Source organism: Rhizobium sp. 268 (assembly GCF_036571585.1).
GTDB classification, from domain to species: Bacteria; Pseudomonadota; Alphaproteobacteria; order Rhizobiales; family Rhizobiaceae; genus Rhizobium; species Rhizobium redzepovicii.
The window spans coordinates 302736-321662 of record NZ_JAPPSO010000010.1 but is presented as its reverse complement, the minus strand read 5'-3'; the positions used below and the strand labels follow the sequence as shown (position 1 = coordinate 321662).

Annotated in this window: 13 protein-coding genes; 6 read left to right on the top strand and 7 right to left on the bottom strand. The window is 60.8% G+C overall.

Going from position 1 to position 18927, the window contains the following annotated elements; genetic code table 11:
• The 3 genes from OS035_RS21375 to OS035_RS21365 form a co-directional block, all read left to right on the top strand.
• Positions 1-2253, top strand: a 2253-nt coding sequence (locus tag OS035_RS21375; RefSeq protein WP_442967708.1) for a beta strand repeat-containing protein, incomplete at its 5' end; no start/stop codon positions are given.
• A 182-nt stretch (positions 2254-2435) separates the two neighbouring features.
• Positions 2436-4505 (top strand): O-linked N-acetylglucosamine transferase, SPINDLY family protein, encoded by a 2070-nt coding sequence (locus OS035_RS21370; protein WP_442967707.1) that lies wholly within the window; start codon positions 2436-2438, stop codon positions 4503-4505.
• A gap of 6 nt (positions 4506-4511) precedes the next feature.
• A complete protein-coding gene (locus OS035_RS21365) occupies positions 4512-5660 on the top strand; it encodes a UDP-galactopyranose/dTDP-fucopyranose mutase family protein (RefSeq protein WP_310808123.1) in 1149 nt (382 codons plus the stop codon).
• A 36-nt stretch (positions 5661-5696) separates the two neighbouring features.
• Here the strand turns inward: OS035_RS21365 and OS035_RS21360 are convergent, their stop codons facing one another.
• The 5 genes from OS035_RS21360 to OS035_RS21340 form a co-directional block, all read right to left on the bottom strand.
• Positions 5697-6674 carry an ABC transporter ATP-binding protein gene (locus tag OS035_RS21360; protein WP_310808124.1) on the bottom strand — a complete coding sequence of 326 codons (978 nt, stop codon included), beginning with the start codon at positions 6672-6674 and terminating at the stop codon, positions 5697-5699.
• Between the two features lie 3 nt (positions 6675-6677).
• The gene (locus OS035_RS21355; protein WP_183780291.1) at positions 6678-7505 is read right to left on the bottom strand and encodes a carbohydrate ABC transporter permease; all 828 of its coding nucleotides are present in this window, start codon (positions 7503-7505) and stop codon (positions 6678-6680) included.
• Positions 7502-8380: a carbohydrate ABC transporter permease gene (locus OS035_RS21350; protein ID WP_183780288.1), complete on the bottom strand. Its 879-nt coding sequence runs from the start codon at positions 8378-8380 to the stop codon at positions 7502-7504. Before OS035_RS21350 ends, OS035_RS21355 begins: the two co-directional genes overlap by 4 nt.
• Positions 8381-8447: 67 nt before the next feature.
• The gene (locus tag OS035_RS21345; RefSeq protein ID WP_183780285.1) at positions 8448-9731 is read right to left on the bottom strand and encodes an ABC transporter substrate-binding protein; all 1284 of its coding nucleotides are present in this window, start codon (positions 9729-9731) and stop codon (positions 8448-8450) included.
• A gap of 37 nt (positions 9732-9768) precedes the next feature.
• Positions 9769-12087: a family 78 glycoside hydrolase catalytic domain gene (locus tag OS035_RS21340; RefSeq protein WP_331814054.1), complete on the bottom strand. Its 2319-nt coding sequence runs from the start codon at positions 12085-12087 to the stop codon at positions 9769-9771.
• Between the two features lie 144 nt (positions 12088-12231).
• Here OS035_RS21340 and OS035_RS21335 point away from each other — a divergent pair, with 144 nt between their 5' ends.
• Positions 12232-13290 carry a LacI family DNA-binding transcriptional regulator gene (locus OS035_RS21335; protein ID WP_310808125.1) on the top strand — a complete coding sequence of 353 codons (1059 nt, stop codon included), beginning with the start codon at positions 12232-12234 and terminating at the stop codon, positions 13288-13290.
• Between the two features lie 60 nt (positions 13291-13350).
• On the opposite strand, the gene OS035_RS21330 is transcribed toward OS035_RS21335, so the two are convergent.
• Together OS035_RS21330 and OS035_RS21325 are read right to left on the bottom strand one after the other, a co-directional pair.
• Positions 13351-14688 (bottom strand): alpha-L-fucosidase, encoded by a 1338-nt coding sequence (locus OS035_RS21330; RefSeq protein ID WP_331814053.1) that lies wholly within the window; start codon positions 14686-14688, stop codon positions 13351-13353.
• Between the two features lie 26 nt (positions 14689-14714).
• On the bottom strand, positions 14715-15722 hold the full coding sequence (locus tag OS035_RS21325) for a LacI family DNA-binding transcriptional regulator (protein WP_183780273.1): 1008 nt from the start codon (positions 15720-15722) through the stop codon (positions 14715-14717).
• A 188-nt stretch (positions 15723-15910) separates the two neighbouring features.
• Between OS035_RS21325 and OS035_RS21320 the strand changes: the two genes are divergently transcribed.
• Together OS035_RS21320 and OS035_RS21315 are read left to right on the top strand one after the other, a co-directional pair.
• Positions 15911-17836 carry an ABC transporter substrate-binding protein gene (locus OS035_RS21320; RefSeq protein ID WP_331814052.1) on the top strand — a complete coding sequence of 642 codons (1926 nt, stop codon included), beginning with the start codon at positions 15911-15913 and terminating at the stop codon, positions 17834-17836.
• A 103-nt stretch (positions 17837-17939) separates the two neighbouring features.
• Positions 17940-18926 (top strand): ABC transporter permease, encoded by a 987-nt coding sequence (locus OS035_RS21315; RefSeq protein WP_331814051.1) that lies wholly within the window; start codon positions 17940-17942, stop codon positions 18924-18926.
• Position 18927: the final 1 nt, after the last annotated feature.

Below are 18927 nucleotides of genomic sequence, written 5' to 3'. Positions count from 1 at the left end.
AGTTCAAGCGCCATTTCTGGCCTGTCAACGACCACTGTCGCCGCCTTCTCGACGGAGCAGGTTGCGGCGCTCGGCACGGCCAGCGTTGCCGGCTTGACCACAGCGCAGATTGCGGCGCTCGGCACCACGCTGGTGGCAGCCTTGACGACAAGCCAGATCGGCGTTCTCGGCTCCAAGCAAGTCGCTGCCCTGAGTACCGCCGATATCGCGGCTCTGTCGACCGCGCAGGTTGCGGCTCTTAATACCGGTGGTGTTTCCGGTCTGACGACGGTGCAGATCGCGACCTTGAGCACCAACCAGGCAGAAGCTCTGACCTCAGCCCAGGTCGGCACGTTGACCTCGACCCAGATAGCGGTTTTGGGAGCCGATGATCTGGAAACCTTCTCGACCGCGGATATCGCGGCCATCACAAGCGCAATATCGGGTTTGTCGACCAGCACGATCGCGGCCCTCTCGACGAGCCAGATTGCCGCGCTGAGCACGACCGGCATTGCCGGTCTGACCACGGCGCAGGTGTTCTCGCTGAACTCCGAGCAGTTGGAAGTTTTGACCACCGCTCAGATTGGCGCCCTCAGTTCCAAGCAGACTGCGATAATCGGGACGACCGGCATTGCAGCGCTCTCTACCGCTCAGATTGCCGCACTCAGCACAGCTGGTATTGCCGGCTTGACCACCGATCAGATCGCCACGCTCAGCGCCGACCAGGCCGAGGCCCTGACATCTGTCCAGGTCGGCATCCTGACGTCCAAACAAATGGCAGGCCTTGGGACCGACGATCTCGAAACCTTCTCGACCGCCGATATCGCAGCGATTGGCTCGCTTTCGATAACGGGCTTGTCCACCGCTGTGATCGCAGCCCTGTCGACCGCGCAGATCGCCGCGCTGAGCACCGCCGGCATCACAGGTTTGACCACCGATCAACTCGGAGCGCTCGGCACGGATCAGGCGGCGGCATTGACGCCCACGCAAGTCGCAGTTTTCAGTTCGTCGCAGATTGCGGCTCTCGGAATTGCTGCACTTGAAGCTCTATCGACGGCCGACATTGCGGCGATCAGCGCGACCGGCATATCGGGCCTGTCGACTGCTACTGTCGCAGCGCTGACGACGGCCCAGATTGCGGCTCTGGGAACAAAGGGCATTGCAGGATTGACGACGGCGCAGGTTGCCGCGCTCAGCACCGATCAGGTCGAGGCTCTAACGACCGCACAGATCGGGGCACTCGGCTCCAAGCAGATTGCCACGTTGAGCACTGACGATCTGACGGTCCTGTCTACGGCACAGATCGCGGCCTTGAGCACGGCCGGCATCACCGGCCTGAGCAGCGCTCAGGTTGCTGCTCTGAGCGTGGACCAGGTCGCTGCCCTTTCGAGCACTCAAATCGCCGCGTTGAGTTCGGCAGGCATCGCCGGCCTGAGCATGTCCGACCTTGCGACTTTCTCGACCGCCGATATCGCAGCGATCGGTTCCGGCGCCATACAGGGTCTGTCCACGGCTTTTGTTGCGTCGCTATCGACGGCCCAAATCGCCGCGCTGGCGACGGGCAGTGTCGCTGGCCTGAGCAGTGCTCAGATCGGAGCTCTCGGGGTCGAACAGTTCGAAGCGCTTTCAACAACCCAGATCGCAGCATTGAGTTCGTCTGGAGTTGCGGGATTGACCACGGCGGATCTGGAGACCCTCTCTACCACAGAGTTTGCAGCAATCCGCTCGGACTCGATTCAAGGCTTGTCGACCGCGGTCGTCGCAGCCCTCACCAACGACCAGGTCGCGACCTTGACGACGGCCCAGTTTGCCTCGCTGACCCACAACCAGATAGCGGCAATGAGCACCGATCAGATCGTTGCTCTGTCCACCGCGCAGATCGCCGTCTTGAACGCGCTGCAGGTCGCCGCGCTGGATCCTGGCGACATCGCCGTCTTCACGACGGATGACATCGCCGCCTTGAGCTCGAATGCGATAGCGGGATTGACCACAAGCGTCATCACTTCGCTGACAACGGAACAAGCCGAAGCCCTGACGTCAGCCCAAGTCAGCGGGCTGACGTCGGTGCAAGTTGCGGCGTTGACGACACAGGAGGTCGCGACCTTCTCGACCAAGGACATTGCCGCGTTCAGTTCGAGCGGCATAGCGGGACTGTCTACGCAAGACATTGCCAGCATGTCGAGCACGCAGTTGGATGCTCTGATGAAGTCGCAGATGGGGTATCTGAGTTCGGATCAGATAGCGGCCGTCATCTCGGCCTATCTTACGGCGTAAGCGCAATCCCGTGTAGCGTCCAACCCGAGCGCGTCGGGGTAGTTCCTCGTCGATCTCGAGCGATGGTCCCAAACCAGCCTGCACGCAGCGCTCGACACATGTTTAGAGCAAGCTAACCCGGTTAACCGTCTTTAGCCATTCGCAAATGGTTGCAATGCCGGCCGTCGATTCGTGGGATGTCCATGGTTACCAACGATGCATCAGTTCAAATTCCAGTTCCATGTCTTGCCGGAATATTGGAGCTTGCGCGCACCCAGCGCCTTTCCTTCACCGAGCTATTTCAGTTCGCCGAAGGCCGGAGCGCCGCCGGACGAATGTTGGAGGCGGCAGAGGTCTACAAGGTCTGGATCGCATTCAACGACGCCCATCCGTTCCTGCACCTCGTCTATTTCAATTATTCCGTCACTCTGCGGCAGCTGGGCGATGTTTCGGGATCGATTCATGCATTGCGCGCATGCTTGAAACTTGAGCCGCGTTTCGGGCCGGCACACATCAATCTTGGCCGTGCGTTGGAAGACAGCGGCATCGCCGCGGGAGCAATTCTGCAATGGCGCAGCTTCGTGGAGATGACCGGGGAGATAACGGCTGACGCGCTTACGCATCGCCTCTTGGCGCTTCAGCACGTCGGACGCGTCATGGAAAATGCAGGTCTCCTGGAGGAAGCCGAAACCGCGTTATGGCAAGCAATGGAACTGCGGCCCGACAAGACCGAAGCCGGGCAGCATTGGAGTGCGCTGCGCCAGCGCCAGTGCAAGTGGCCAACGCTCGCGCCATCGGACCATGTCTCCATGCGTCAACAACTCGACGCCATGTCGCCGCTGGCGCTTGCCTGCTTTTCCGACGATCCCTTGTTCCAGCTCGCCAAGGCCGACCGCTACAACAAGGCTTTCGTCGGGCGTCCGGATACCAGCGGCTTCCCGCGCAAGGTGGCGAAGCAGAAGACGGGAACCGGTCAGCGACTTCGCGTGGGCTATGTGTCCTCGGATCTGCGCGACCACGCTGTCGGCTTTGCGCTCAGAGAAGTTCTGGAGCTGCATAACAAGCATAGTGTTGAAATCTACGCTTATTATTGTGGCGAGCCGGTAGAAGGAGATGCGACCCAGCTGCGCATGAAAGCTGCCGTCGATTGCTGGCGCGACATTGCAGCACTTGGCGATGCGGAAGCTGCAAGGCAGATCGCCGACGACGACATCGACATTCTTGTCGATGTCAACGGTTACACCAAGCATGCGCGAACAAAGATCCTTGCCTATCGGCCGGCACCGGTCGTGGTCAATTTTTGCGGTTATCCGGGAACGATGGGCAGCCCGTTCCACCACTATATCATCGCAGACGAGCACATCATCCCGCCGGAGAACGAGATCTATTACTCGGAAAAAGTTCTCCGGATTCCCTGCAGCCAGCCGGTCGATCGTAAGAGGGTGATTGCCGAAAGGCCGTCACGAGCGGAAGCGGGGCTGCCGGAAGGCGCTTTCGTTTTTGCCTGCTTCAACGGCACGCAGAAAGTCACGCAAGAAACGTTTGCCCATTGGATGAAAATTCTCCTTGCGAAGCCTGGCAGCGTGCTCTGGCTGCTCGCTGGAAGTGACGATGTGGATCAACGTCTGCGCCAGGCGGCCGAGAATGCCGGTGTCGCGGCCGAACGTCTCATTTTCGCGCCCAAGGCGCCGAATGCAAAACATCTTGCCCGGATCGGACTCGCCGATCTGTTCCTCGACACGTTTCCCTATGGAGCACACTCGACGGCAGCTGACGCCCTGACCGTTGGGCTGCCTGTCCTCACATTCCCCGGCAAGAGTTTTGCAGCACGCTTCTGCCACAGCATTGTTGCCGCCGCCGGCGTTCCGGAACTGATCTGCTCGGGCCCGCAAGCCTATATCGAAAGCGCTATCGGCTTTGCAAACGACCCCAAGAGCCTCGAGAAGATCAGGGAATCCTTGCGCGCAAAACGGGAGACCTCCGCATTGCGCGACATTCCGGCGCTCGCTTCTCGGCTTGAAGAACTTTTCTGGCAGATGCAGGCAGAATGCGAACGCGGCGAAACGCCGGTGCCGGACCTACGCAATCTGGACATTTATTATGACATCGGGGTGGAACTCGTTCAGGAAAATATCGCCTTTTCGGACGATCGGGCCTACAGGCAGGCTTACCGCAACAAGCTGATCGAGTGGCACAATCATGCGCCTTTTCCGCCCGACAGCCGAATGGCAGCGGAGGGGTTTGCGGCAGCCTGCGCAACCGGAAAGAGCTGATCGGGAATGCCCCGGATTAAAAAGATTGCCGTTGTCGGTGCCGGCTTCTCAGGGGCGGTCATCGGGCGTGAACTCGCCCTGGCAGGTCACCAGATCGATGTCTTCGACACGCGAAGCCATATTGCCGGAAATTGCCATACGGAGCGCGACCCCGCCACCGGCGTCATGGTTCATGTCTACGGCCCGCACATCTTTCACACGGACGACCAAGAAGTCTGGGATTATGTGAACCGCTTTCAGACATTCCTGCCCTATAAAAACCGTGTCAAGACGACGAGTTCAGGGCAGATCTATTCCTTGCCCATCAATCTTCACACGATCAATCAGTTTTTTGGCAAGGCGTTCAGGCCCGAGGAGGCGCGGGCGTTCATCGACGAATGCGCGGACAAGACCATAGGGGATCCGAAGACTTTCGAGGAGCAGGCGCTGCGCTTCGTCGGCAAGGACCTCTACCAGGCGTTCCTCAAAGGATACACACAGAAGCAATGGGGATGTTCTCCAGCCGAGCTTCCGGCTTCCATCCTGAAACGGCTACCGGTCCGTTTCAACTACGACGACAATTATTTCTTCCATAAACATCAGGGAATGCCGGAACACGGCTATACCGAGATGATCGGGCGAATTCTCGACCACACAAATATAGCAGTTCATCTGGAAACACGGTTTCACAGCGGTCTCCGCAAGGACTTCGACCACATATTCTATTCCGGTCCGCTCGACGGCTATTTCGACTATGAATATGGCCGTTTGGGATATCGTACGCTGGATTTCGAGCGCTTTACCTATGAGGGTGACTATCAGGGGTGCGCGGTCATGAACTACGGGGACGTTTCGGTACCCCATACGCGTGTGACGGAACATAAGCATCTGTCCCCATGGGAAGACCATTCCGGCTCGGTCTGTTATCGAGAGTTCTCCAGGGCCTGTGGTCCGGACGACATTCCCTACTATCCGATCCGCCTGATGGAGGAAAAAGAGCAGCTTGCCCAATATGTGGCAAGATCCTTGCGGGAGGCCGCCGTCACCTTTGTGGGCCGGCTCGGGACATACCGCTATCTCGACATGGACGTCACGATCCGCGAGGCGCTGGACACGGTACGGCTATATCTATCCGCCGGGGCCGAGATGCCGGCATTCCTGCATCGGCCGCTCTAGCTAATTTACGCTCCTCGAGGGGGCTTGGTTTCCCCCTCAAAACCGATGCTCCGCTCCATCGACCGGATTTGCCCAGATCGTCATGCCAGGTGCAAACGGTGTCTCGCCTTCGGCGCGCACGACCATTTCTCCCAAATCGGGAACGTCGAGGTAGAGGATCGCGTCGGCGCCGAGCCGTTCCACATGCCGGATCGTGCCCTGCCATTGTCCGGCATCTTGCGAGAGTTTGATATGTTCCGGGCGCACGCCGTAGGTCGTGCAGTTGAATCGCCGCGCCGTCTCGCCGCCATAGAGGTTCATCTTCGGGCTGCCGATGAAGCCGGCGACGAAGGGTGTGGCGGGATTGCGGTAGAGTTCCATCGGGCTGCCGATCTGCTCAACCGCCCCGCCGTTCAGGACGACGATCTTGTCGGCCATCGTCATGGCTTCGACCTGATCGTGGGTAACATAGATCATCGTCGATTTCAGCCGAGCATGGAGATCGGCGATCTCGAGGCGCATCTGGGCTCTGAGCGAAGCGTCGAGATTGGAAAGCGGCTCGTCGAACAGGAAGACTTTGGGGTCGCGCACGATCGCGCGGCCGATGGCGACGCGCTGCCTCTGGCCGCCGGAGAGCGCCTTCGGCTTTCTCTGCAGGAGGTGAGTGAGCTGCAGCGTTTCGGCGGCTGCGTTGACCCTGGCTGTGATTTCCGCCTTCGGACGGCGGGCCAGCGAAAGTCCGAAGCCGATATTCTCGGCAACCGTCATATGCGGGTAGAGCGCATAGCTCTGGAACACCATGGCGATGCCGCGCTCGGAGGGTTCGGCATGGGTCACATCCTTGCTGCCGATCGTCAGCACGCCCGATGTCGTCTCCTCCAGACCGGCGATGATGCGCAGCAGCGTCGATTTTCCGCATCCCGACGGGCCGACGAAAACGACGAACTCGCCGGAGGCAACCTCCAGATCGATGCCTTTGATGACCTCGAGGGCGCCGAAGCTCTTGCGGACCTGTTTCAGAGTGAGCTCAGCCATTTTCTAGCCTTTGACCGCGCCTGATGTCATGCCCGCGACGATCTGCCGGTTGAAGAAGATGAAGACGATCAGCGGGGGGATCGTTACGAGCAGGATATTCATGAAGAGCAGGTTGTACTGGCTCGTGTACATGCTCTGGAAATTATAGAGCGTCAGTTGCACCGTGACGTTCTCCTTGCCGGGAAGGTAATAAAGCGGGTTGGTGAAATCGTTGAAGATCGCGATCGACTGCACGACGATATTCGTTACCGTCACCGGTTTCAGAAGCGGCAGGATGACCCTGAAGAAGATCTGCCGCGGCTTGGCGCCGTCGATCAGCGCCGCTTCGTCGAGATCGCGCGGTATGGTCGAGATGAATGACCGGTAGAGCAAGATCGAAAAGGAGAGATTGTAGGCGACCTGGATCAGGATCATTCCGGTCATGGTCTTGAAGAGACCGATCTCCTGCAAAAGGTCGATGGTCGGCACGACGGCCGGCGGCATCATCAGACCCATGAACAGCGCAACCGAAGCCACCTTGTTCCAGACGGTCCTGCGGCGCTGCATCACATATCCGACCATCGCCGACAGCAGGAGCAGGATGCTGACGGAGACGACGGTGATCAGTGTCGAGTTGAAATAGGCCAGCGCGAGCTGGTAGTCGCGAGCCTTGAAGACGGCGATCAGATTATCCCAGAACAGCCACTGCCCGGGCAATTCGAAATCGAGGCGGGAGGCTTCGGATTTCGATTTGACTGCCTGAAGAGCGACGAAAACGAAGGGCATCACGAAGATCACGGCCGCGACGGCCAGGGCGATCGCGCCGGTCACGTAAGGGCGGACGCTTCTCATTCTTCGACCTCGCGCCGGTTGAACCACAGGGAGATGGGCAGGATGATCACGGCGATCAGCGCAAACAGGATCACGTTTCCGGCGGTCGACAGCCCATAAAAACCGGCCTGGTACTGCTTGTAGATGACCGAGGCGATCACATCCGAGGAGAAACCCGGGCCGCCGCGGGTCATGGCCCATATCAGGTCGAACGAACGAAGCCCGCCGATCAGCGACAATGTCACCACGACGATAGTGGCGGGACGCACGAGCGGCAGGGTGATCCGGAAAAATTGCTGAAGCCGCGTCGCGCCGTCTATTCTCGCAGCCTCATAATAATCGGGGCTGATCGCAGCGAGGCCGGCGATGAAGATCAGGGTCGCGAGGCCGACACCCTTCCAGACATCGACCAGGGCCACCGAAAAAAGCGCGAGCGCCGGATTGGTGAGCCATCCCGGCCCGGGAATGCCGAGCGCTTCGAGTGTGACATTGATAATGCCCCTGGTCGGATGCATCATCACCGTGAAGGTGATGCCGATGCCGATCGTCGACACTAGGACGGGAAAGAAGACCAGCGTGCGCAGGAAGCCGCGGGCGAAAATATTGCTGGTCAGCAGCACGGCGAGCAACAGACCGCAGACCGTCTTCAGGCCCGACGTCGTCACGGCATAGATCAGCGTGTTGACGAGCCCCTGGATCAGGAAGGGTTCGGAAAAGAACTGACGGAAATTTTCGAGCCCGATGAATTCGGCCGTCGAAAGGTCCCAGCGCGTCAGGCTGAACCAGAGGGACGATACCGTCGGAACGAGAAACAGCACGCCGTATATGACGGCGGCAGGAATGAAGAACCACAGCGGATAGGGCGACTTGCGCGCGGGGCGGCGTGTCTCGATCATGACTCCCTCTTCGATCGGGTGAACCCTCGCCCTTTGCGGGCGAGGCTGACTGGCCCGAAAGACCGCTCTACCAGTTGGGCAGGCCGAGCTGCTTGGCCTGCTTGCGCACATCCTCGTCATAGAGTTTCGCCGCCTCGGCGGGTTGGCGAATACCGGAGCCGACCTCAACGGTGATCTGCTCGAGCGCCGGTCCCTTGACGGGCGACACGAATTCCAAGGCGGGAGTCGTCTTGTCCTTGGCCTCGAAATAGGGAAGCATGTCCTTGATCGCAGGCGGCACGTCGGCCGGCAGATCGCAGCCGTCGACCAGGGAGGGGCCCTGGACCGCGTTGGTTTCCACCATGATCTTGCAGCCCTCAACGCTTCCGGCGAAGTCGACGAATTTTTTCGCTTCCTCGGCATGCTGGCTGGTCGCGGGAATGTAAAGGCCCGGCGGCATCCAGACCGTCAGGCCGTTCGTTGCCGCATCGTCGCTCGGCTGGGCGAAGAAGCCGACATCTGCGAGGTTTTCCGGATAATTCTGTTTCAGCGCACTGACCGCGAAGCTCAGCATCGGATAATGCGCCGCCTCGCCGGTCGATACCATTCTCAAGCCGTCGTCGTAGCTTGCCGCGCCGAAGTCTTCGTTCATCAGGCCGGCGTCGTGAACGTCCTTCAGCCGTTCGAAGCCCTTCATGGCCGCCGGCGTCTCCGCATATTTCGCCTTGTTGGCGGTATAGTCCGCGGCGAAATTCGGCACGGCGGCATGCAGATTGTAATAATCGGCCAGAACGAACAACTGCGAAGTCCAGGTATCGCGATAGGTCTGCGCCACGGCGACCTTGCCGGATGCCTTGACCTTGGCGTTGTTCGCCATGAAATCCGCCCAGGTCTTCGGAACGGAGAGGCCGAGATCCTGATAGATCTTCCTGTTGTAGAGGATCCCGCCGGCCATCGCCGTGCCGAAAGGAACGCCGTAGAGTTTATCGCCGGCGCTGACCACCGCCTTGAAGCTTTCGTCCACCTTTGCCTGTGACGGCAGGCCGCTCAGATCGACAAGTTTCTGCGTGGGCTTGAGCGCCTGTAAGAGCGAACCGGAATTATAGAGGAATACATCGGACATCTCCCCTGTCGCCAAGCGCGTCTTGATGATGTTGTCGCCCTCGCCGCCGCCCGGCCGCTGTTCGATTTCGATCGTCACGTCGGGCGCCTTGGTCTGATAGGCGGCAACCAGGGCCTCGGCTGCTGCGACCGTGTCGGGATTGTTGTCAATCAGGAAAGACAGCGTGGTTTCTGCATGCGATGGACCGGCCGCTGCCAACGCCAGAAGCGTGGATGCGCCCACAAGAATGCGCTTTATCCGATGTGTCATGACGTTCCTCCTCTGAACGGTGTGACGTTTATGCTCCTCAAAATCCGGGTAGAGAAAAGACCAGTTGGTGCGTTCCCGGGGGGAGAACGGCCTCCTCGCCGACGGGCTTTCCGTTCAGCGAGGGGTTCTGATGCCGCCGTCCGGGCCGGAAGCGGCCGATGCAGCCTTCCGGAAGGGTCAGCACATAGGTGACCTCGCTGCCGGTGCAATGCCAGCCGGCCTCGATGCGGCCCTGGCTGACGTCATGATGGGCCGCAACCGGCGAGAGGCCGGGGATCGGCGCGGGATCGACGATCACCTCGGCAAAGCCGGGTGCGCTCGGGTTCGGCGAAATTCCGGCGACACATTCGAACAGCCACTGGCAGACGGCGCCATAGGCGTAGTGGTTGTAGCTGTTCATGTCGGGTTCGTAGATGGTGCCGTCAGGCGCCATCGAATCCCAGCGCTCCCAGATCGTCGTCGCTCCCTTCGAGACCTGATAGAGCCAGCCCGGCACATCCTCCTGCAGGAAGACCCTTTCGGCGAGATCGTCCATTCCGAGCTTCGTCAGAGCCGGCAGCAGGGCAGGGGTGCCGATGAAGCCGGTGCCGATCCGGTAGTCGGCATCGATGACCACCTGCCGGAAATGCCGCCGGGCAGCCTCATGATGCTCCTGCGGGATCAGATCGTGCAGGAAGGCCAGCGCATAGGATGTCTGGTCGTTGTGCGCGAGCCGCCCCGCGGGGGTGATGAACTCGTCGGCGAAAGCCCGCCGGATCTCGCCGGCGCGCCGCTTCATCTCGTCTTCAAGTTTTTGCTCGCCGAGAACGGCGGCGATCCTTGCAAGAAGGTCGGTGGAGATGAAGTGGTAGAGTGTGGCCGCGCAGTCGTCGGCAATCGTCGGACGCGGCTTGCGGTTGTCGCCGACCGGCTGCAGCCAGTCGCCGAAGGTAAAGCCGCGGGCGCCCCAATGCGACGGCGGATGCACGATCGGGCCATCCGAAATGGACCAGACGAAATTGACCCAGCGCACCATTGAGGCTAGGCATTCCGCCAGAACCGTCCGGTCGCCGTAATGGGTGTAAAGCACCCAGGGGATCACGACGATCGCATCGCCCCAGCCGGTCGAGCCCGCATAACCCGGGAAATTGGCGGGGTGCAGGCGCGTCGGGTCCGGCGAAAAATGCGAGACGGCGCCGTCCTCGCGCTGATCGGCCATCACATCGCGCAGATATTTCCTCAGGAACGACTGGCTGTCGCTCAGCCAGCAGGCGGTTGCAGCAAAGACCTGGGCGTCGCCGGTCCAGCCCAGGCGTTCGTCGCGCTGGGGGCAATCTGTGGGCACTTCGACGAAATTGGCGCGCTGCGACCAGATGGTATTCTGGACGAGGCGGTTGACGAGCGGATTGCCCGAGGTGAACCCGCCGGCCGGTTCCGGCACCGATGAGATCGGGATGGATGCGATTTCAAGAATCTTCGCATTTCCCGTGATCGTCACCCTGGCATAACGGAAGCCGTGGAAGGTAAAATGCGGCGCATAGGTCTCGTCGCCGTCGCCGCGCAATGTGTAGAGCGTGTGCGCCGCGGCCGTGCGATAGTTGCGATTGTCGAAATGCCGGTCGGGGCCGAGCACTTCCGAGTGCTCCACCCGCACTTCGGCACCGCCGACGCCACGGACTGTATATCTGACGTAACCGCCGACGTTCTGGCCGAAATCATAGATCGTTCTGCCGTCGTCGGTCCAGCTTTCGACGGCGGCGAGCGGTTGCAATTCCCGCACCGCTGCCGTCTCATGCGCGACGAGCAGCGCCGTGTTGAACGGCAATCTTTCTGTGCCGTGCGTTTCCGTGGGATTTTCCAGCAGCGCGTCATAGATCTCGCCGAAATAGATCCCCGATTTCAGGATCGGCAGCCTGCCGCTGCGCCAGGTCGTGTCGGTGGAAAGAAGCACACCGCCCGGGCCAACCAGATCGGCGATGGCGCCGATCCTGTCGCCCCAGCAGTTCGGAATCGGCTTGGTGCCCCACATCAGGGGCGACCGGTACCATCCGTCGGCAAGCCAGATCTCGATGCGGTTGACGCCCGGTTTAAGCAGACTGGAAATGTCGTAGCGCTGATAGGCGATGCGATCGTCGTAATTCGTCCAGCCCGGCGTCAACAGGTCGTCGCCGACGCGCGCGCCATTGATGAAGCAGCGGTAAAGGCCGAGGGCGGAGATGAACAGTTCGACGGGAAGCCCGGCGCCATCATGTTCGAAGCTTTTGGAGACGAAGCTTGCGGCGGTTCCCTGGCCGCCGTCCGACAGGGGCGCGATCATCTCTCCCGACCAGGCGCGCGAAACGAGATTGCCGCTCATGGCTGCCGGCTGAAAGTTCATCAAATCCTCCCGATGAAATGTAGAACGTTCTCCATATAACGTTCTACATTTTCTTCGGAAGCGCAATAGAAATTTCATCGCCAGTCTGCCATGGTGGTTTCGCGGGCGATTAATGACGGCTCGCAGCCGCAAGCCAGAGAGTCCATGTCAGTCGAAGACAAACAGAAGCCGCAACGAAACGATCGCGTGACGATCCGAACAGTGGCAACCCATGCAGGCGTCTCGGTCGCAGCGGTTTCCAAGGTGATGCGAAACGCCTACGGCGTCAGTGAGGCGCTGCGCGCCAAGGTGACGGATGCCATCGAGACGCTCGGCTATCGTCCCTCGCGGGCAGCAAGAGGCCTGCGCGGCCGCAGTTTCACCATCGGCGTGCTGCTGATCGACATCCGCAATCCTTTCCTCCCGGAAGTGATCGCCGGCGTCAACGGGGTACTGGCGCCTTCGCATTATCAGGCGATGATCGGCGTCAGCGATGCGCGCGTGCAGTTGGAGACGTCGTTGATCGAGTCGATGATCGACTACAAGATGGACGGGCTCGTTCTCGTGGCGCCGCGCCTGCCCTCGGAAATCCTCGCTAAGTTCGCGGCTCAGATCCCGATCGTCGCGGTCGGCTACCACGATGCCGGCGCCACGGCCTTCGACACCGTCAATGCCGACGATCAGCGCGGCGCGGAGATCGCGGTGGAAGCGCTGCTTGCCTGCGGCTATCGCGACATCGAGATGCTCAGTCTCGGCGAGCGCGAAGGGCATGCGGTTTCCGTCGTCCGCCAGCGTGAGATCGGGTACCGCCGAGCGATGCAGCGCGGCGGGCTCGGCGCCTCCGCGCCGATCGGCAAAATTCCGATCGCCCCGCCGAAGCGGGAAGCCGCGATCCGAAAATTCCTCGCGAGGAAAGACAGGCCGCGCGCCGTATTCTGCTGGAGCGATCTCGACGCGATCACGCTGCTGAGCCTGGCGATGGAAATGGGCGTGCGCGTGCCCGAGGACCTCGCGGTCATCGGATATGACAATTCGTCGACCGCAGCCCTCGGCCTCGTCAATCTCGCCAGCATCGATCAGTCGGGCAGGGAGCTTGGCCAGATCGCGACGCGGGCCCTCATCTCCAGAATTGAAGGCCGCACCGCGGCCGAGCATATTCTCCAGATACCATCGCTCGTCAGCCGCAACAGTCTGATCGTGTCTGAGGACGCGAGACAAGGCTGATGCCGACTGGGCCGGTCTCCTGAGCGGGCACGATGTCGTGCCCGCTCAGGGCACTGCACTTTAGTCCTGAACGCCAGCAGCGCTCCCCGCCTTCAGCTTGACCTCGATGACCGGGACGACGACCTTGGGGCGGCGCACCGGCAACACGAATGTCAGTTCGTCGTCGCCGACGGGGAACTGGGTGTTCGTCCACAGCGTATTGGCGGACGGGCGCAGCCAGGTGACCTCGCTGGCATCGTGCAGGAATTGCGCATATTCGATCTTGCCGGCCAGGGCATCGAAATGCAGATGCTTATAGGGCCAGTTGAACAGGTGGATGTAGAGGCGGTCGCCGCTCTGGGTCAGGCGGCAGTCGGGCGGAGCGGTGAAATCGGACTGGGTGCAGCCGACGATGCTGCGCTCGTGCAGCGCCATCCACTCCTCATAGGCGGCGAGCGCTGATATTGCCCGATGGTCGAGCGTGCCGCGCGCCGTCGGCCCGACATTCATCAAGAGATTGCCGCCGATCGCAACGGTGCCGACCAGCATCTGCACCAACTGCTCCGTGCTTTTCCAGGTGTCCTCGTCGCGGTGATAGCCCCAGGAGCCGCTGAGCGTCTGGCAGGCTTCCCAGACGACGCGCCGGCCGTCGCGTTTCGGCCAGGCGCGCGGCATATATTGCTCCGGCGTGACGATGTCTGGCTGCAGACCGGCGAGGTCGAGCCGGTTGTTGATGATGATGTCGGGGGCAAGCTCGCGCACCAGGCGCACGAGTTTCTCGCTTTCCCAGTCCCGATGGCCCTTTCCGACAAGTTCGCCCAGCTTCCACTGCGGATAGCTGAAATCGAACCACATGATGTCGATCCGGCCGAACTCGGTCAGCAACTCGCGCACCTGCTCGCGCATGAAGGCGGCATAGTGCTGCATATCCCGGCCTTCGTTGATCTTCGCTGCATCGGGATGATTGCGCTGCGGGTGGCGCGGATCGACGGTGAAGTCGGGGTGATGCCAGTCGATTAGCGAATAATAGAAGCCGATCCTTAGGCCTTCGGCGCGGAAGGCGTCGACGAAGGGGCGCAGCAGATCCTTGCCATAAGGCGCGTTGGTCACCTTGAAGTCGGTGGCCTTGGTGTCCCAGAGGCAGAAGCCTTCATGGTGCTTGGTGGTCAGCACCACATATTTCATGCCCGCGGCCTTGGCACGCCTTGCCCATTCGCGGGGATCGTAGAGATCGGGGTCGAAATGATCGAAATATTTCCGGTAGTCGTCATCAGTCAGTTCTTCGCGGCTCTTCACCCATTCATGGCGTGCCGGCAGGGCGTAGAGCCCCCAATGCACGAACATGCCGAACCGGTCATGAACGAACCAGGCCTTCTTCTCCTCGGGCAAGGCCAGTGACTGCAGATTGTCGCCATCCATTGGATATCCCTCCTGTTTAACGTCGATCAGGTCGTTTCGCGGACGATGAGCTCGGGTACGATGACGATGCCGTGCTGACGGTTCTTGGTAGCGATGCGGCTGAGCAGCAGGCGCACGGCTTCCTCTCCCATTTCGCGTTTCTGCACCCGAAGCGTCGTGAGCGCCGGAGACAGTAGTTCGGCCGTCGGGATGTCATCGAAGCCGATCAGGGCGATCTGCCCGGGGATCGAAATGCCGGCGGCCCGGCAGGCCTTCATGGCGCCGATCGCATTGAGGTCGTTGTAGCAGATGAGGGCATCGATATCGGGCGTTTCCGCCAGCAATTGCGCCGCCGCCGTCTGTCCGCCCGCCGCCGTCGGATCACAGTAGACGATGCCATACGCCTTCAGCCCATGGGCTGTCAGCGTCTTGCGGAAGCCGACGAGGCGGCTCTTGCCGCCGAAGGAACTGCGCGGCCCGGCGACGATCGCGATCTTGCGGCGGCCGCGTTCGACCAGATGGTCTATCGCCCGCGACGCGCCGGTCTCATAGTCCGTGACGATGGTTCCGGCGATTTCGTTCGGAGCCTCTCGGTTGATGAGCACGACGGCGCGGTGGGGTGCGAGCGCCTTATGAAGCGCGGCATCGGGCAGCCGGGCGCTACAGACGATGATCCCGTCGACCCGATGCCTGAGCAGCGCTTCGATGAGTTCCTCTTCCCGTTTGCTGTTTTCGACGACGTTGGACAGCAGCAGGTTGTAGCCGGCCGCACTTGCCGCATCCTCGGCGCCCCGGATGACCTCGGGAAAGAACGGGTTGGTGATGTCGGGAACAAGTAGGCCGATGGTCTTCGACCGGTCGGAGCGCAACCCGCGCGCAAAGGGGTTGGGGCGATAATTGAGTTCGTTTGCCGCTGAGAGAATGCGTTGACTGGTTTCGGCACTGGCGCCGCCCCGGCCGTTCAGCACGCGCGATACCGTCATCGGCGACACGCCTGCGGCATGGGCGACATCGGCGATGGTTATTTTGGAGTCCGGTTCTTTGGGGCTGCTCAAGGGCTGTCTCTAAGATGGCGAGAAATTTACGATAACGATAACTAACATAGTTTCGGTGAAAGCCAAGCCTTTACGGGTTTACTCCACGCCGATGCGAATCTTTTTGACAAGACTGAACGATAACGTTAACGTTCGGAATTGAGGAGAATACGTTAACGATAACGTAATTAGAACACAGGGAGGAGAGAATGCAACACGTCAGAATTCTACGGCGGCAGGTTGTTTCCACAGTTGCCGCGGCCATCCTCATCGGTGCCGGCTGGGCCGGCGCCGCTTTCAGCTTTCAGGAATCACCCGAACTGAAGGCGCTGGTCGATGCCGGCAAGCTGCCGCCGGTGGACAAGCGGCTGCCCAAGCAGCCGCTCGTACTCACGCCACTTGAGTCGGTCGGCACCTATGGCGGCACTTGGCGCACCGCCACCTTCGGCGGCGGCGACAGTGAGATCGAGCGTTCGATCGGCTATACCAGGCTGGTCCGCTGGAATCCGGAATGGACCGAGGTGATCCCCGACATCGCCAAAAGCGTCGAGGTCAACGACAACGCCACCGAATATACGTTTACCCTGCGGGAGGGCACGCGCTGGTCGGACGGCGAGCCCTTCACCGCCGACGATCTGGTGTGGTGGAACGAAAATGTGCTGCGCAACACCAAGATCACGCCGGCTGCGCCCGACTGGCTGACCGCGGGCGGAGAGACCGTCAAGGTCGAAAAGCTCGCCGACAACAAGGTCGTCTTCAAGTTCGCCGCGCCGAACGGCCTGTTCCTGATGAACATGGCGACGGTGCGCGGCTCCGATATCCTGGCGGCTGCGCCGGCGCATTATCTCAAGCAGTTCCACAAGGATTTCAATCCCGACGGCGTCGACGCCATGGTGAAGGCGGCCGGTGCGACCGATTGGGTCCAGCTTTTCAACAACAAGATCGGCTTTCCCGGCCGCTGGCGCGATCTCGGCCGGCCGACGCTCGATGCCTGGGTGTTGACCGCGCCTTATAACGGCACCACCCAGGTCGTCGCCGAACGCAATCCCTATTATGCCAAGGTCGATACGGCGGGAAACCAGCTGCCCTATTTCGATCGCATCACCATCGATGTGATGCAGGATACGCAGGCGATCATCCTGAAGGCGATCAGCGGTGAAATCGACATGCAGAACCGCTTCATCGAGACGACGGACGCCCGCACGGTCATCGTGCAGAACCAGCAGAAGGGTGGTTACGGCCTGTTCATCGCCCGGCCGGCCTGGTCGAACGCCCTGCTGATCACGCTGAACCAGACCCACAAGAACCCGGCCTTGCGTGCCGTCTTCTCCAACAAGGATTTCCGCATCGGCCTCAGCTACGCCATCAACCGCGAGGAGCTGAACCAGCTGATCTATGCCGGGCAGGCCAAGCCCTATCAGGCCGCGCCCCGCGAAGGCAGCGCGCTCTACGACGAGAAGATGGCGACGCAGTATCTCGAATATAACGTCGACCTCGCCAATCAATATCTCGACAAGGCGGGCCTGACCAAGAAAGACGGCGAAGGTTATCGCCTCGGCCAGGACGGCAAGCGCATCACTTTCGCGATCGATGCGCTGACCGGCAGCCCGATCCAGGTCGACGCGCTGGAAATGATCCAACGCTATTGGCGGGCGGTCGGTATCGACATGCAGCCTCGCCCGGCCGAACGGTCGCTGATCTTCTCCCGCCTGCAGAACAACGACAATGACGGCCTGGGATGGGTGGGCGGCGGCGGCTACGACTTCCTCGGCCTGCTCGATCCCAAATGGTATTTCCCGCACGAATACGAGTCGAGCTTTGCGACCGCATGGGGTCTCTATTACCAGAATCCCAAGGATCCGAACGCTGAGGAACCGAGCCCGGCCGCCAAGAAGCAGATGGATCTGTACCGGCAGGTGCAGGAGGCCCCGACGCTCGAAAAGCAGCTTGAAGCCATGAAAGAGCTGCTGGCGATCACCCGTGACGAGTTCTACGTCATCGGCACCAACCTGGAACCGGACCGCGTCGGCATCGTCAAGACCAATATGCACAACGTTCCGAAGGTCATTCCGAGCACGTCCTTCTACATGACGCCGGGACCGGCCAAGCCCGAGACCTTCTACTACCAGCAGTAACGACACACGATCGGCGGAATGGCGTCCTCGGCGCCATTCCCAAAGCACAGCCTCGCCCCATCACCCAATGCGATCGGCAATTGCCGGTTGAAGGAGCTTGAACATGGCCGGCTTCATCATCAGACGTCTGCTGTACATGATCCCGATGATGTTCGCGATCTCGGTCGTGACCTTCATCATCATCCAACTGCCGCCGGGCGATTTCCTGACCGCGATGACGGCACGTCTTGCTTCGCAGAACGAGACCATCGATCCCGGCGTCATCGCCGGCCTGCGCGAGCGATATGGCCTCGATCAGCCCTGGGCGGTGCAATATTGGAAATGGATCAGCGGCATCCTGCTGCGTGGCGATTTCGGTCAGTCCCTCGATTGGAACAAACCGGTCGGCGAATTGATCTGGGCGCGCATGGGCCTGACGATGGTGGTCTCGGTCACCACACTGCTCTTCGTCTGGGCGGTGGCCTTTCCGATCGGCATCTATTCGGCGGTGCGGCAATATTCGGTCGGCGATTACTTCGCCACCTTCTTCGGCTTTCTTGGGCTTGCCATTCCGAACTTCCTGCTGGCGCTGGTGCTGATGTTCGTCTCGGCGCAGTATTTCGGCCAAAGCGTCGGCGGGCTGTTTTCGCCACTCTATATCAATGCCGCCTGGAGCTGGGCCAAGCTCGGCGATCTCATCTCGCATATGTGGATCCCGGTCGTCGTGCTCGGCACCGGTGCGACGGCGGCGCTGATCCGCATCATGCGCGCCAATCTGCTCGACGAACTCAACAAGCCCTATGTCGACATGGCGCGCGCCCGGGGTTTGAGCGAAATCCGGCTGCTGCTGAAATATCCGGTGCGGGTGGCGCTCAACCCCTTCGTCTCTACGGTCGGCTGGGTGCTGCCGCACCTCGTCTCGGGTTCGGTGGTGGTTTCCATCGTCCTCAGCCTGCCGACCACGGGACCGCTGCTGCTCAACGCCCTGTTTGCCCAGGACATGTATCTCGCCGGCACCTTCATCCTGCTGATGAGCATACTGACGCTGATCGGCACGCTGATCTCCGATCTGCTGCTCGCCTGGCTCGATCCACGCATTCGCAATGGCTGAA